General features: G+C 45.9%; 12 protein-coding genes. 11 read left to right on the forward strand and 1 reads right to left on the reverse strand.

Features of this window, described 5'->3' with window-relative positions; translation table 11 throughout:
• The 8 genes from ACFSRY_RS06925 to ACFSRY_RS06960 all read left to right on the forward strand — a co-directional run.
• The coding region (locus ACFSRY_RS06925; RefSeq protein ID WP_377504444.1) for a hypothetical protein at nucleotides 1-218 on the forward strand (218 nt) is incomplete at its 5' end.
• Between the two features lie 330 nt (nucleotides 219-548).
• Nucleotides 549-1,571 carry a UDP-3-O-(3-hydroxymyristoyl)glucosamine N-acyltransferase gene (gene lpxD, locus ACFSRY_RS06930; protein ID WP_377504447.1) on the forward strand — a complete coding sequence of 341 codons (1,023 nt, stop codon included), beginning with the start codon at nucleotides 549-551 and terminating at the stop codon, nucleotides 1,569-1,571.
• 142 nt (nucleotides 1,572-1,713) lie between these two features.
• Nucleotides 1,714-3,108 carry a bifunctional UDP-3-O-[3-hydroxymyristoyl] N-acetylglucosamine deacetylase/3-hydroxyacyl-ACP dehydratase gene (locus ACFSRY_RS06935; protein ID WP_377504451.1) on the forward strand — a complete coding sequence of 465 codons (1,395 nt, stop codon included), beginning with the start codon at nucleotides 1,714-1,716 and terminating at the stop codon, nucleotides 3,106-3,108.
• Nucleotides 3,105-3,896, forward strand: a complete 792-nt coding sequence (gene lpxA, locus ACFSRY_RS06940) for an acyl-ACP--UDP-N-acetylglucosamine O-acyltransferase (RefSeq protein WP_377504455.1) — start codon at nucleotides 3,105-3,107, stop codon at nucleotides 3,894-3,896. Before ACFSRY_RS06935 ends, lpxA begins: the two co-directional genes overlap by 4 nt.
• Nucleotides 3,886-4,518, forward strand: coding sequence for an ABC transporter ATP-binding protein (locus tag ACFSRY_RS06945; protein ID WP_377504458.1), 633 nt, complete (start codon nucleotides 3,886-3,888; stop codon nucleotides 4,516-4,518). The genes lpxA and ACFSRY_RS06945 overlap by 11 nt, the downstream gene beginning before the upstream one ends.
• Before the next feature lie 316 nt (nucleotides 4,519-4,834).
• On the forward strand, nucleotides 4,835-4,963 hold the full coding sequence (locus ACFSRY_RS06950; protein WP_377504461.1) for a hypothetical protein: 129 nt from the start codon (nucleotides 4,835-4,837) through the stop codon (nucleotides 4,961-4,963).
• Between the two features lie 250 nt (nucleotides 4,964-5,213).
• A complete protein-coding gene (locus ACFSRY_RS06955; protein ID WP_377504464.1) occupies nucleotides 5,214-5,921 on the forward strand; it encodes a YebC/PmpR family DNA-binding transcriptional regulator in 708 nt (235 codons plus the stop codon).
• 77 nt (nucleotides 5,922-5,998) lie between these two features.
• Nucleotides 5,999-6,961, forward strand: coding sequence for a calcium/sodium antiporter (locus ACFSRY_RS06960; RefSeq protein ID WP_377504467.1), 963 nt, complete (start codon nucleotides 5,999-6,001; stop codon nucleotides 6,959-6,961).
• Between the two features lie 56 nt (nucleotides 6,962-7,017).
• On the opposite strand, the gene ACFSRY_RS06965 is transcribed toward ACFSRY_RS06960, so the two are convergent.
• Nucleotides 7,018-9,915, reverse strand: a complete 2,898-nt coding sequence (locus ACFSRY_RS06965; protein ID WP_377504470.1) for a triple tyrosine motif-containing protein — start codon at nucleotides 9,913-9,915, stop codon at nucleotides 7,018-7,020.
• Between the two features lie 252 nt (nucleotides 9,916-10,167).
• Here ACFSRY_RS06965 and ACFSRY_RS06970 point away from each other — a divergent pair, with 252 nt between their 5' ends.
• The 3 genes from ACFSRY_RS06970 to ACFSRY_RS06980 are packed head-to-tail and all read left to right on the forward strand — an operon-like array spanning nucleotide 10,168 to nucleotide 16,241.
• Nucleotides 10,168-13,257, forward strand: coding sequence for a SusC/RagA family TonB-linked outer membrane protein (locus ACFSRY_RS06970; RefSeq protein ID WP_377504473.1), 3,090 nt, complete (start codon nucleotides 10,168-10,170; stop codon nucleotides 13,255-13,257).
• 11 nt (nucleotides 13,258-13,268) lie between these two features.
• Nucleotides 13,269-14,846 carry a RagB/SusD family nutrient uptake outer membrane protein gene (locus tag ACFSRY_RS06975; protein ID WP_377504477.1) on the forward strand — a complete coding sequence of 526 codons (1,578 nt, stop codon included), beginning with the start codon at nucleotides 13,269-13,271 and terminating at the stop codon, nucleotides 14,844-14,846.
• 24 nt (nucleotides 14,847-14,870) lie between these two features.
• The gene (locus ACFSRY_RS06980) at nucleotides 14,871-16,241 is read left to right on the forward strand and encodes a PKD domain-containing protein (RefSeq protein WP_377504480.1); all 1,371 of its coding nucleotides are present in this window, start codon (nucleotides 14,871-14,873) and stop codon (nucleotides 16,239-16,241) included.
• The last annotated feature ends 63 nt before the right edge of the window (nucleotides 16,242-16,304 follow it).

Raw genomic sequence — 16,304 nt, forward strand, 5'->3', positions numbered from 1 at the left:
GAGATGAAGCTTGGCAGGAAAATAAACAGGGACTGCTGCAGCCAGATCTGGAAGAAGACATCCCGCACCTCTCGGCCAAGAGCTCTCTTTCAGGTAAGGTGAAGATTAGAAAAATTCAACTAAAATCCTTGACTTTCAAAACAGTACCTTATCCCAGTCTTTCCGTTGAGCGCCTTGTGAGATTCCGGTGCCGTAAGGCATTGCGACCGCAAGGGTAGCAAAGAAAGGGAACACAGCGCGATGCGGGAAGACGAGCCCTCGCGGGCTTGGAGCGAACCAATGCAAAAGATGAAACTATAGGCAGGTAAGACTGAGGATAAACAACAGCTAGAAAGAATAGCAGACCTACATATTGCAAATAAGTGCTAAAAGAGCCAAAGACCCCGCTATAGCACTACAAGAACAAAGACGCTCGCGCCATAGATGTGGTTTATTTCAGAATAGACCCTTCGATTAAACGCAATTCCCAAAGGAGGTAAAATACTTTTTTGTTAAGTTTGCAAACCCAAAGCATTAGCACTTTTAAGTTTTTGCTATAATTTTACAAAATGGAATTTACTGTTCAACAGATAGCTGACCTGCTGCAGGGCAAAGTAGATGGAGACAATACAGTCAAGGTCAGCACATTAGCTAAAATTGAGGAAGCCCAAAAGGGAGCCCTCGCTTTTTTATCCAACCTCAAATACGAATCATTTCTATATAGCACAGAAGCCAGCGCCGTTATAGTTGCCAGTAATCTGGAACTGAAAAAGCCTGTTTCTGCCACGCTTATACGTGTTAACGATCCCTATTCAAGCTTTTCTACCTTACTTCAGTACTACCAGACCGCGCTGATCGCCTCCAAAACGGGGGTAGAAGATCCTTGCTTTATTGGCCAGGGGAGTCAGATTGGAGAGAATCATTACCGCGGGGCCTTCTCTTATATCGGTGCAAATTGTAAGATCGGAGATAATGTGAGGATTTTCCCGCAGGTATACATTGGCGATAATGTAACTATTGGAGATAATACCACCATCTTTGCCGGTGTTAAATTGTACACAAACACCGTAGTGGGCAGCAATTGCACCATCCATAGCGGTGCGGTGCTGGGGAGCGACGGCTTCGGCTGGGCACCTCAGGCAGACGGCACGTATAAGGCTGTTCCGCAAATTGGCAATGTAGTGCTGGAGGATGATATATCCATTGGCGCCAATACCACCATTGATTGTGCGACGATGGGTTCTACCATCATCAGACAAGGTACCAAGATCGATAACTTAGTACAGATAGCACATAATGTGGAAGTGGGTGCTCATACGGTTGTAGCCTCCCAGTCAGGCATTTCCGGTTCATCTAAGGTAGGCAATTATTGTGTGATTGCTGGCCAGGTAGGCATTGTGGGACATATCACCATTGCAGATAAGACCACAGTGGGTGCACAGTCTGGTGTCTCAAAATCCGTGAAAGAACAGGGTACGATCATACAAGGTTCTCCGGCTTTCGACTACAAACAGAACCTGCGCGCCATGACAGTTTTCCGCAAGTTGCCTGAGCTGCAGCGGGAACTGGAGATGCTGAAAGAACGTGTTTAACAGCCTTGTTTCCTGTCTACTTTAAGCACCTGAAATAAAATTGGCAAGGCGTTTATAATGTCTTAAGTTTGCAGCGGTAAAGTGCATCGGCTAAGCGGCTTACTCTATTTACAAATACACAAACACGACTACGATTACGTGAATGAACGATAAACAGCATACTATCAAAGCTCCGGTAACTGTATCCGGCATAGGATTGCATACAGGTGTGGTGTCTAACATGACGTTTAAACCTGCCCCGATCAACCACGGGTATAAGTTTCAGCGCATTGATTTACCTGGCAAGCCTGTCGTAGCCGCAGATGTGGACAATGTAGTAGATTTATCCAGAGGTACCACCATAGAGCAAAATGGCGCCAGGGTACATACTGTAGAGCATACGTTAGCCGCTCTGGTTGGCTTGCAAATAGACAATGTACTGATCGAACTTGATGGGCCAGAGCCTCCGATCATGGATGGTTCTTCGATTGAATTTGTAAAGCCGCTGCAAGAGGTAGGGTTAGAAGAGCAGAACGCGCTACGTAACTACTTTGAGATTTCAAAAGGATTAAGCTACAAGGATGACAGCCGTGGTGTAGAGATAGCAGGGCTTCCGCTGGATGATTACCGCTTGACAGCCATGGTGGACTATAACTCTCCTATCCTGGGTAGCCAGCATGCTTCTATCACCAGTTTTGATCAGTTTGTTGAGGAGATTGCCCCTTGCCGCACTTTCGTTTTCCTGCATGAGCTGGAAGCCCTTTACAAGCAGAACCTGATAAAAGGTGGGGACCTGGACAATGCCATCGTAATTGTTGACCGTGTAGTTCAGGAGGATGAGCTAAACCATCTTTCGGATCTGCTTCAAAAGCCGAAGGTAGAGGTAAAAGAAGAAGGTATTCTGAACAATACGGAGCTGAGATTCAAAAACGAACCAGCTCGTCATAAACTGTTAGACCTGATCGGTGACCTTGCCCTGATCGGACGTCCTATCAAAGGACAGATTCTTGCGGCACGTCCGGGTCACGCTGCTAACATTGCCTTTGCTAAAAAGGTGAAGCGCATGATCCATGAGGCTACGATCAAAAACGTGCCTACCTACGATCCGAAGAAAAAGCCTGTGATGGATATTAACCAGATATCTGCCACATTGCCACACCGTTACCCTTTCCTGTTGATTGATAAAATCATTCACCTAGACGAAACAACGGTTACGGGCGTTAAGAACATAACCATGAACGAGCCTTTCTTCCAGGGCCACTTCCCGGGAAACCCAGTGTTGCCGGGCGTGATCCAGATCGAAGCCATGGCTCAGACAGGTGGTATACTTGTTCTTAACACAGTAGAGAATCCGGATGATTACTGGACTTACTTCCTGGGTATTGATAAGTGCCGCTTTAAGCGCAAAGTGATACCTGGAGATACAATTATTTTCAAGTGTGAACTGCTGGCTCCAATTAAACGTGGAATTGCCAAAATGAGCGGTCAGGCTTTCGTAGCCGGCCAACTGGTAATGGAAGCTGAAATGTCGGCAAGTATTGTAAAAAAAGACGCATGAACCAGCCATTAGCTTACATCCACCCAGAGGCGAAGATCGCACAGAACGTTGTTGTAGAGCCATTTGCCAGCATCCATAAGAATGTGGAGATTGGCGAAGGCACCTGGATCGGTCCCAATGTGGTGATCATGGAAGGTGCCCGTATCGGCAAAAACTGTAAAATTTTCCCTGGAGCAGTTGTATCATCAGTTCCGCAGGACCTTAAGTTTGCAGGTGAGGTAACCACTACGCATATTGGCGATAACACCGTTGTGCGGGAATGTGTGACCATTAGCCGTGGTACCATTGATAAAATGAAGACCGTGATCGGCAGCAACTGCCTTATCATGGCCTATGCCCACGTGGCACACGACTGTATTGTAGGAGACAACTGTATCATTGGTAATGCAGTACAGATGGCAGGCCACGTTGAAGTGGGTGACCATGCCATTATCAGCGCTGCCAGCTTAGTGCATCAGTTTGCTAAAATTGGCGTGCACACGATGATATCCGGTGGCTCTCTGATTTTAAAAGATGTGCCTCCATTCGTGAAAGCAGGACGTGAGCCGCTTTCCTATGCAGGCATTAACTCTATTGGTTTGCGTCGCAGAGGCTTCACAAGTGAGCAGATCAATGAGATTCAGCAGATTTACCGTATCCTGTTCATGAGCGGCCTGAACAACACTCAGGCACTCGATAAGATTGAACTGGAGCTGCCGCCAAGCAAAGAACGCGATGAGATCATCAACTTCCTGCGCAATTCTGGCAGAGGCATTATCAGAAGCTATTTCTCGAAAGATGCAAATTAACCTAAGCAATTTAGGTAAACGCTATAACTATGAGTGGATTTTCCGGAACCTGACTTACACGTTTGAGTCAGGCACCTCTTATGCCATATTGGGGCATAACGGTTCCGGGAAATCCACTCTTCTTACTGTTGTGGCCGGCCACAATCTTTACAGCGAAGGAGAAGTTGTGTATACCCAAGACAACAAGATTGTCGCCCCCGATGATGCTTATAGGCACTTGTCCCTCACAGCTCCCTACCTGGAACTTGTGGAGGAGTTCACTCTCCTGGAAATGCTTGACTTTCATACCCGCTTTAAGCCACTGCGAAAGAACCTTTCGAACCCAGACCTGATCGACAGAATGAGACTGCAGCGCTCAAAGAACAAGTATGTGAAGGACTTTTCTTCCGGCATGAAACAGCGCCTGAAGCTTGGCCTTGCCATTTATTCCGATACATCGCTCCTGCTTTTAGACGAACCCACTACTAACTTAGACCAGGAAGGCGTGGCGTGGTACCAGGAGCACGTAGACCAGAACAGAGAAGGCCGCCTGATCATTGTCGGCTCTAACATTCAACACGAGTACGCCTTCTGCCAACACCACCTCCGTATTTCAGATTACCATACTTCGCCTAGGAAGTAGATGGTTTTAGTATAAGTTTATTTGGCCTGAGCGTGCACGCTCATGATTTGCTAAAGTGGGGACGCTGGTTGCCATTTTGTCTGAATCAGGATTTCTACCTCCCCGGGTCCAACCACCCCTTCCCCTCCTTAGCCAAGGAGGGGAGTCTGCTACTACTTAATTTAGGACAAGAGTTTCATAGCACAGGTGTAATCATCCCCCTTCGCCCCCTTCAAAGGGGGACTTCTTTCTACTTACTCCTTCACTTTCCTTGCCAGTAGGAATAGAAGTAGCTATCGAACTGATCCCAGTCCTTAGGTTGAGCACCTTGTAGCTGTTGCGGTGCCCGAAGGGCAGCCTGCAGGCGCAGCCGATGGCAGCTTCAGATACACCGCGCGATGCCGAAGGACGAGCCCTCGCGGGCTTGGAGCGAGCCAAAGCCAAAGATGAAACAGAAGGCAGCTAAGACTGAGGATGAACAACAGCTAGAAAGAACAGCAGACCTACGTATTCCAAATAAAGAAGGATCAACAATAGCTAAAGAAGATAGCAGACCTACATATTCCAAATAAGTGCTAAAAGAGCCAAAGCCCCCGCTATAGCACGTCCCCAACAAAGACGCTAGCATCATAAAATCTCCCTCTAACAATTCACTAACTAAAAATTACCAAATTCCACCTAAGCTCCCTAACTTTGTAATACACACAAATCATACTATGGGACGCGCATTTGAATTTAGAAAAGCCCGAAAGTTTAAACGCTGGGACAAAATGTCGAAGGCTTTTACCCGCCTAGGCAAAGAGATAGTGATGGCCGTGAAAGAAAGCGGACCAAGCCCGGAGACAAACTCGCGTTTACGTACGGCAATCCAGAACGCCAAAGGCGTTAACATGCCAAAAGACCGTATTGAGGCCGCAATAAAAAGAGCATCCTCCAAAGAAGAAAGAGATTACGAAGAAGTAGTATACGAGGGCTATGCTCCACACGGAATTGCCGTAGTAGCTGAATGTGCCACCGATAACCTGAACCGTACTGTAGCCAATGTGCGCATGCACTTCTCCAAGGGAGGCGGTTCACTAGGCAAAACCGGCTCTCTGGACTTCTTGTTTGAACGCAAGGGAATTTTTAAGATTCCTGCTGAAGGCGTGGACCTGGAGGAACTGGAATTGGAACTGATCGACTTTGGTGCACAGGATATTTACGAACACGAAGATGAGATTATCATTGAAACAGCTTTCACGGATTTCGGAGCTATGCAAAAAGGGCTGGAAGACAAAGGGCTGAATGTAATAAGCTCAGAAGTTCAGCGCATACCAACTACCCGCACAGAGTTAACAGAGGAGCAGGAAGAGGAGGTAATGAATCTGATCGAGCGTCTGGAAGAAGATGATGATGTGCAGGCCGTGTATCATAACATGGCATAGTTAATAAAGTATATATTCAGGTATGGCTGCTCAGTAAAAATTGGGTAGCCATACTTTTTTAAATCCATCCCCACTAAATGCTTTTATATTTCCTATTTGTAGTAGGCTTCGTTCTTTTAATTAAAGGTGCTGACATACTGGTAAGCGGCTCCACCTCCATTGCCAAGCGCTTTGGCATATCGGATATGGTGGTTGGTTTAACGATCGTTTCATTTGGTACCTCCCTGCCGGAACTGATCATAAACATCTTATCAAGTATGCAGGGGCAGTCGGAGCTGGCAATAGGAAATGTATTCGGTAGTAACGTTGCGAACCTGCTGCTTATCCTGGGAATAACAGCTTTGATTTGCCCGTTACCCATCAAGCGCAACACCATACTCACAGAAATTCCCTTCTCGCTCATTGCCACCTTGCTTGTAGGTTTCCTGGCAAACGCCACCATCTTTGGTAAAAAATCAGACTTATATATAAGCCGTATAGATGGCGCCATTCTCCTTTTCTTCTTCATGCTGTTTATGGCTTACATCTATAATATAGCTAAAACCAATAAGGATGAGATTATAGAAGAGGAAGAAGTGCACGACATGTCTATACCCAAAGCGACACTTTTTATTGTACTAGGTGCGGCCGGTTTATTCCTTGGCGGTAAGTGGGTAGTGGATGGTGCCGTGTACATGGCATCGTCGTTTGGACTGAGCGAATCGTTTATCGGTTTAACAGTGGTGGCAATCGGTACTTCTCTCCCAGAACTTGTTACTTCTGCTATGGCCGCGTATCGTCGCAACATCGACATTGCCGTAGGAAACGTAGTGGGGTCTAATATTTTCAACCTCCTGTGGATCTTAGGTATAAGTGCCGTAATTCACCCGCTTCCGTTCGATGTGGTTAGTAATTCGGACGTAGTGATGATGATATTTGCCAGTACGCTTCTTATACTAGCAATGCCAATTGGCATTAAAAATGCCATAGACCGTTATAATGGCACCTTTTTCCTGCTCATCTACATCGCCTACATTTCCTTCCTGGTATGGCGGGGATAGGTTAGCAACCAAGTTTCATACTCTTTGTAAGGTAAATTCCTGATAGTAGAATTACCTTAGAATCGTAGTATAAAATCAGTCAGGTTCTCACTTCTGTCTAAATTAAGGCGTTTACGGAGGCGGTAACGGCTTATTTCAACACCACGAACTGAGATGCTTAGCAGCTGCGCAATTTCTTTTGTGGTGAGGTTAAGGCGAAGATAGGTACTCAGTTTAATTTCCTGAGGCGTCATGTCCGGGTAGTTATCCTGGAGGCGTTTTGTAAAGTCGCCATGTACGTGGTTGAAGTGCAGCTCAAACTGCTTCCAGTCCGCATCACTTGTAATATTCTGCTCTATATTCTTGATGATCCGCTTTACTTCCTCACCATGTTGCTGTAGTTCACCTTGCTTTACTATTGACTGCAGTTCCAGTTTCACGTTATTTAGCAACTCATTCTTATTGATCAGGTGAAAGGTGGAGGATGCCAGCTCACGGTTCATATACTCTATCTCTGATTGCTGCTTCTCATGCTTTAAACGCAGTATCTTTTTCTCATTCTGCTTGGCCGCCTCCTGCACTTCGGTTTCCTTTTCACTTAGCAGGCGTTCTTTATCCTCTATGATCAGTAACTTTTCACGCCTGAATTTCTTTTCCAGGTGATGAAAAAAAGTACCCAGCATGAAAAATCCTAGCAAGATATAAAATAAGAAAGCCAGTCTGCTGCGGTAAAAGGGTGGTTGAATCGAGAAGGCAAAGCTTTTTGCTTCACTGATATTACCATGTATGTTGCGGGCCCGAACCTGGAAAACATAATTCCCCTCCGGCAGGTTAGTGTACTCCTTCTCCGTTTTGTTCGTCCACGTGGACCAATCATCATCAAAATTTTCAAGAAAATATTGGTACTCCGTCTTTTCAGGACGTTCATAAAATGAACTGGAGTAAGTAAACCGAAGGGAATTCTGTTTATAAGGCAGATTCAGGTCTTCATCACCCTGATATGACCTTTCAGATGATAAAAGTGAATCCTTCTCAAATGAAGTATTCACAACTTTTGTGATGTGGGTATTGAAAGGATAAAGGGTTTTACTCTTAGAAGCATCGTAATGTATAAAACCGTCCTTCGCGCCTAAGAGAACATTGTTCAGGTCAAGTATTTTTATGTAAGGGAGATCATCATTCAACCTGTCAGTGATATTATTGAAATGTTTGCTCTCTATTTGTGGCTTACCAAACTTGTTCAGACTCATTTTCCCCACCCGCTGGTCAGAGATAAAGTAAATGTTTCCCTGAACATCTTCTTCCATCTCAACCAGGTGTTCGTCGGGGTTAAAATAGGAAGAAAAGACACTGTCCTTTACAAATGAATGTTTGTTATAATCGAAGCGATAGATACCGGTAAGAGCAGGAAAATACAGCTTACCCTGTAGCCTCTCCATATTTACAAGCTGGTCAGAGGGCAATCCGTGTTTTGAATTATAGAACCATACCTTCCTGATAGCACTGTAGTCAGGTTCAAACCTGATCCTGAAAACGCCCTTATACCCATGCGCAATCCACAGGTTTCCCTTTTCATCAAAATCCAGCACTCTTGATGACTCATTAAATCCATTGAACTTTCGAAGTAGCCTGAAAGAGCCTCCTTCTTGTTTGAGCAGGCTTATGCCATCGTAAGAGCCCAGAATAAATAAATCAGGCTTATCCGGCACCTGAACATAGTCCCATGATCCGTTACCTGCTGTGATTTTTTGTGCCTGCCCATTAGCAACCACATAAGGCCCGGTATGATGCCCCATAAGCAGTTGCTCCTGGAAGTTCCGTAGTTTGTACACCTGACCTGTAGAATTCGGAACAGTAGAATACGTCCCCGCTTGCCCCAGGTGATTAACAAATAAGCTACTGGTAGTACCCAGGTATAACTTGTCATTTAATTTTAAAGCAGCATAGCCAGCTCCTGACACACCTTTTGAACCATCTATCCTGGTGAAAGGAGAGCTTAACTCTACTAAAGACAAACCATTATTTAAACCCAGCCACAGATTTTCATGCACGTCCTGGTAAAGGGTATGAATGGTGTTATCAAAAAGTCCGTCAGCTTTGGTTAAATGCAACAGCAGCGCTCCCTGCTTATTCATGATGTACAAACCATCATTTTGGGTCCCGATAGCATAGGTACCATCCTTTAGCAAAACCGCCTGATTTATAACCAGTTGCTGTAGCACTTCCCCATCCTCCATTTTCATAGGTACCGGCCTTATGCCATCGTAGAGGAATATGCCATCCTCTACTGTAAAAATGAGCAGATTTGACTGGTCTAAAGGCAGGATTGAAGCAATTCGGCTTTGTGCAAACCTCTCACCACCCGGCAGTAGCTTCAGTTTATTGTTCTCTAATTCAGACAGGCCCACGCCCCATTCCATGGTATAGAGGCTGTTTTTGACTTTAAATGAAAGCTCAATTGGATTTTTAGGTGCTATTACCCTTACTTTCTTACCAGGGGTGTAAATGTAGATATTTTTAAAAGTTGCGAAGTAGAGATCACCGTCTATTTCATAGATCCGCCATACCTCATCAAAATTTCGGTGCTGTTCCGGTATCAGATCCTTCAGAGAGTGGTATTGCAGGTTACCCAGCCTGTCCGGCTCAAAGTAACCAAAATCAGCCTGGCTCCCGACGTATACCCTTCCCAATGACCTGGAAGTATAGAGAGCCCTTACTTTAGTGCCACTGTTAACAGTGAACCGACTCCATTCGGCCCCATCAAATTCAAGAAGCCCAAAATTATTTGCTACATAAATAACCTCACGACTATCCTGTGCTATGCCCCAGCTCTGAATACCTCCATTAAAATCTTCGGTGCTGAAGTTTTTGACGAACGGATTGCCCCAATACCGCGACTGTGCCTGGAGCGACACAAGAGGCAAAAGTACCAGCAAACTAAAATAAAATAACACAGGCCGTAAAGCTGACTCCATAAATCATTAACTTTCACATAAATCTAAATAAAATCTGGGTGATGTATTCAATTTACAAGAAAAGCTAAGCATTTAAAATAAACAAACCTTCCATACAGGCATTTAAAGCATATTTTTATTGATTTGATGTATTCTTGTTGTACCCCTTCAAAGGGATTGATGTATTCATGATGTAGCTATTTTTTAGTTTTTACAGGAGAAAACAATGTACTTCAAGTCAAATTAAAGATCACTCACCTACAATCTTTCATTATGAGGAAAATTATACTGTTGCTGCTATTTCACCTCTATGGAGTAGCGTATGCACAAACCACCGTAACGGGGCGGGTAACTACCGCTAAAGAGGGCATTCCATTACCGGGCGTAAGTGTAGTAGTAAAAGGTATGCCCGTGGGTACTACTACAGATGCTCAGGGGGTATACTCACTTAAAGTACCTGAGCAAGGAAATACCCTTCAGTTCTCTTTTATAGGATTCATCAAACAAGAGGTCCCTATAAATAACAGGGCGGTGATCGACATTAAGTTAGCAGAGAACACTAAAAAACTAGAGGAAGTTGTGGTGATTGGCTACGGAACACAACGCCGCAGTGAATTAACAGGCGCCATCAGCTCTGTTAGACCGGAAGAGATCACAGAAACACCTGTACTCCGTGTTGAGCAGGCCCTGCAGGGCCGGGTGGCAGGTGTACAGGTAGCCAACGTTTCCGGACAGCCAGGTGATGCACCTACGGTGCGCATCAGGGGTATTGGCACACCAGGCAGTTCAGATCCATTATATATAGTGGACGGTTTGCCGGTAGGCGGCCTAGATTACCTGAACCCAAACGACATTGAGTCGATGGAGGTGCTGAAAGATGCGGCTTCTGCTGCTATCTATGGTTCCCGCGCGGCTAATGGCGTAGTGCTCATCAAAACCAAGAGCGGCTCTAAAGATGGCAAAATGCATGTTTCCTACGATGGGTATGTTGGTGTACAGAACCCGTGGAAGCAACTTGACCTACTTGATGCCCGCGAGTATGCCATCATGATGAACGAAGGTGCAGCCAATGCAGGAGTTACACCGCCGTACAGTGACGTAAGCAAGTTTACAACCACCACCGATTGGCAGGATGAGCTTTTTGGCAAGAACGAGAAGATCATGAACCACCAGGTAGCTGTTAGCGGCGGTAGTGACAAAACCAGCTTTTACACCAACTTCTCCTACTTTGATCAGAATGGTATTGTGGGTGGCGACAAGTCTAATTTCAAGCGCTATACCTTAAGATTAAATGCAGACAACGAGGTAAGCAAGTTCCTGAAGATCGGAACAAACCTGGCCTATACTAATATCAACAGAAGAGCCATTGACCCGAACCAGGAGTTTGGCGGTTTGCTCAGCAACGCCATCAACCTGGATCCTATCACACCAGTTTTTGAAACTGATCCTGACAGACTGGCTTCTTCGCTATATACCTCGCCTAATATCATAAGAGATGCGAACGGCAATGTGTATGCTATTTCACCTTATGTAGCCCAGGAAGTTGTTAACCCACTGGCAAGGCTGGCGATACTGAACGGAAACACAAAAGTAGATAAGTTAGTAGCCAACGCCTATGCGGATATTAACATCACTTCCGGACTAACCTACAGATCAACGTTCGGTATAGACCTGGCTTATGTAACCAACGACAACTTTGCTCCCAAGTTCTACCTGAACTCTGCACAAAATAACGATAATTCACTGGTGTCTAAGGAAAGAGTCAAATACTACACCTGGCAGGCAGAGAACGTGTTGAATTACAATAAAACGTTTGACAGACACAACATTGGACTAACATTAGGTACCACAGCACTAAAGAGTCAGGCAGACAATGTATTTGCCTCCAATACCGGCCTCGTTACCAGTGATCCTGCGATGGCTTACCTTAATCTGGCTACGGATGCAGATGGTGCACGGGTCGGAGGTTGGTTTGGTGAGAATGCACTGCTTTCAGTCTTTGGGCGCGCCAACTACAACTATGATGGCAAGTATCTGTTATCAGGGGTAATTAGAAGAGACGGTTCCTCCCGATTTGGTAGTGAGAACAAGTACGCCACGTTCCCGTCTGTATCTGCGGGTTGGGTGATCTCAGAAGAAAGCTTCTTTCCGGAACAGAACCTGGTAAACTTCGCGAAGCTTCGTGCTTCCTGGGGCCAGAACGGTAACGACAGAATCGGTAACTATAACTGGGCTTCTGTTATTGGTGTAGGCCGCGGTTATACGTTCTTCCCTGGTGAAGAAGGGTATATAGGTGGAGCCTCCCCTGTGCAGGTGGCCAACCCCTTCTTAAAATGGGAAACATCAGAGCAAACGGATATTGGTTTAGACCTCTACCTGTTTAACAGCAGACTGGCAGTGGAGGCCGACTACTACATCAAAACGACGAAAGGATTGTTAGTAGCTGCACCGATACCTGGCACTGTAGGAAACAATCCACCAACTGTAAACGGCGGCGAAGTAAGAAACAAAGGACTGGAACTTGCCCTTACCTATTCCGGTGAAGTAGGCGATTTCAGTTACAGGACCTCCATTAATGGCAGCTATAACAAGAATGAAGTATTAAGCATCAACAATGCTGAGGGAGTATTGCTGAACTCCAGCTTCGCGACGTATGGCTTAGTATCCAGAAGTATACCTGGGCAGCCTTTCGGATACTTCTGGGGACTTGAGACAGACGGTATATTCCAGACGCCAGAAGAGGTAGCATCTTATAAGAACGCAGATGGTGCTTTAATTCAGCCAAATGCACAGCCTGGCGATATTCGCTTCAGAGACCTGAACGGCGATGGCAAGATCAACGATGAAGACAGAACCAACATCGGTAACCCTACGCCGGATGTGGTACTGGGTTATAACCTGGACCTGAAGTATAAGAATTTTGATCTGGGTGCTTTCTTCAGCGGCGCATTTGGTCACCAGATTTTCAACGGTACACGTCGCCATGATCTGGTAACATCTAATATGCAAACTAAATACCTGAACCGCTGGACCGGTGAAGGCACCTCAGACAAATACCCTCGCTTTACCTGGAGCGACGCAAATGGCAACTATAGCCGAATCTCTGATATTTACATAGAAGATGGTGATTATGTGCGCCTGAAAACACTACAGGTTGGATATAGCTTGTCAAACAACGCACTTTCCAAGATCCACCTGACCAATCTGCGTGTATATGTTTCCGGCGATAACCTGCTGACATTTACAGAATACAGTGGCTTTGATCCTGAAATTGGTGCCCGAAACACACTTGACATCGGTATAGACAGAGGCATCTATCCACAGGCCCGTATTTTCAGAGTTGGTCTAAACGCAACTTTCTAACGTCATCACACATGAATAATATACTTAAAACTAGCGCAAGAATAGCATTTGTAGCAGCCATGGCACTCGGAACTGCCAGCTGCGACGATTTCCTGGACCTCCAGCCTAAAGATGCCCGCGTAGAATCTAACTTCTACAAAACAGAAGCAGACGCCATGGAGGCTTTGGTAAGCATTTATGATGTATTGCAGTGGAATACGGTAACAGGCTTCCACCCTACCCCCATGTTAATGGATATCGCCTCTGATGATGCGTTTGCAGGTGGTGCCAGCCGTACCGATGCTCCAAATATCATCGAAGTGGACATGCACAACATCAGAACATCAAATCCGGAGATTCAGGGTCTGTGGAAAAAGCACTTTATCGGCATTTACCGCGCCAACCTGTTACTGGAAAAGATTGAAGGCGTAGAGGCCAGCCAGGAGGTGAAAGACAGGATCATAGCGGAAACAAAGTTCTTACGAGCTCATTTTTACCTGGACCTGGTACGCACATTTGAAAACGTACCACTAGTGTTGAACACACTGGTAAACCCGGATGAGTACAACCAGCCTCAAGCAGCTCCGAAAGCAGTTTACAACCAGATAGCTAAAGATCTGGAAGAAGCTATAGCAAAATTGCCAGAAAGCACTTTGCGTGCCAATCAGGGCCGTGTAACCAAATGGGCTGCCAAAGCGCTGCTTGCCCGTACTTACCTGTTCTACAATGGAGTCTATGGAGAGCAGCTACAGGCCGGTGATGTAACAGTGGATGCACAGCGGGCTTTAAACCATCTGAAGGACATCATCAACAACAGCGGACATGCCCTGCTGGGTAACTATGCCGATAACTTCAAGAAAAGCGGCGAGTACAGCCAGGAGTCTGTTTGGGAGATCGCTTACTCTGACCTGAACCCATGGTATGACTGGGGATATATACAGGGTGGTGAAGGAAACATTCAGCCACAGATGCAGGGGCCACGCGTAGTAAGCCCGGCTATTGAGAATTATGAACGGGGCTGGAGCTTTGCACCGGCTACACAGTCGCTGTACGATGCTTTCGAGGCGAATGACCCGCGCCGCGATGCGACACTGCTGATCGAAACTGAGCTGAATGGCGAGCTTGACAAAGGATACCAGCATACAGGTTATTTCAGCCAGAAGTATACCACTTCAAAAGACTATAAACCTGGAGCCGGGCAGTTGGAACTGAACTGGGGGAACAACTATCGTTCTGTTCGCTACAGCGATGTACTGCTGATGGCTGCTGAACTCAGTGTAAAAGCTGGCGGTGGTGATGCAAAGCAGTACCTGGACATGGTACGCAGCCGTGTTGGTTTGCCATTAGTGCCAGCCACACTGGATAATATCCTGAAAGAGCGCCGTGTGGAGCTTGCCTTAGAAGGCCAGCGTTACTGGGACCTGCTTCGCCAGGGAGTAACTGTGGCCGACCAGAAGATAACGGTAAACGGTAAGCGTGGTCCCCTGTATACCGGCGATCAGGTGGACTTTAATGTCACCTTCAAGCCTGCTACAAAAGGTTTCTTCCCGATCCCGCAAAGTGAGATTGCTATCTCCAATGGGTTGTTGAAGCAGAACGCAGGTTATTAATCATTCATCAAAGAGATCCTTATCATGAAAAGATATCTATCATACATCGCAACACTCCTGCTGTTTACATTTGCATTAAGCAGCTGCGAAGAGGAAGACGGAAGCCTTGGACCGGCTCCTTCCTCCGATCAGGTACAGTTCAGCACACAAGCAGATGCTAATAACCCCAACATTGTTCATTTCAAGGCTGATGCACCTGGCTTTAAAGCTGTCTGGGATTTAGGAAACGGTGAGACCGCAACCGGCATGGAAGTAACAGGTAAATACCCGCTAAAAGGCGACTATACGGTTACTTTAACCATGTACACCAGTGGTGGCTCTGCTGCTAACAGTAAAACGGTTACCATCGCTAACACCAATCCACTGATGCTCAACCGTCCGGATTACAACTTCCTGACAGGTGGTGCCCATGCCTTGGAAGGCAAGACATGGGTATTCGATCCGGTAGGGCCAATGAATTTTGGAGGTCCTCCTGAGGCGCCATCGTCATGGTGGAACCAAACGCTGGATGCTCAAAACGATTGCATGAAGGATGACAAATACACTTTCAAGTTAATTGGCTTCCAGTTTGAGAATAAGAGCGGTGGTGCAATGTGGGGTGTTGATGGCGGGCAGGAAAACGTTTGTGTGCCGCAAACTCCAGTAGCCAGTAAGTGGAGCATCTACCAGGAAAATGGCAAAACCATGCTTTCTGTAAGTAATGGTGAAACTATAGCCTGGGATGATAACCAGGGTACTTATGAAGTGATTGAACTTTCTGAGAACCGGTTACATATCAGAAAGGTTTGCTGTGGCGGTGGTGGCGTACGAAACTATGTACTTGTGCCGGAAGGCTATTCCCCGCCGGTAGTAGCAAAGCCATACAAAGAAGCAATTGACTTGAAAGATGACTTTGACACACCGGGGAACATCGTTTGGCAAACAGACCAGGTAACATTTAATGAGACTTACGATAACCCGGCTCCCCTGCCGATTAATACCTCTGCTAAAGTAGCGCAGTATATAAAGCCTGCCGGCGAAGCGAATGCATTCACAAACCTTTACTTAACACTGGATCATAAGATTGATTTAACCAACAAAAATAAGATCCGCTTAAAGGTTTTCATGCCAAGCTTTAACGACTATACTACACAGGAAGGGTATGATTGGGCTGTCAAGAATTTATTAAAGCAGGTATCAGTAAAGCTACAAAACTCAGAAGTAGGAGAGCCCTGGAATAGCCAGGTGGAGGTTAAACAGCAGGTTAACCAACTCGATAAGTGGGTAGAACTCACTTTTGACTTTAGCGGAGCTGCTGATCGTAAAGACCTGGACCGTATCATAATCCAGATCGGTGGCGAAGGCAACTTCATACCAGGTATCTTCTACATCGATGATGTTCAGCTACTTCCTTAATTAGTTTAAAGCAGCGGCGCTCCTAAAACATAACCGGATGTGCCGCTGCTAAAATCTTTACTC

It is taken from the genome of Pontibacter locisalis (genome assembly GCF_042684605.1).
GTDB classification, from domain to species: Bacteria; Bacteroidota; Bacteroidia; order Cytophagales; family Hymenobacteraceae; genus Pontibacter; species Pontibacter locisalis.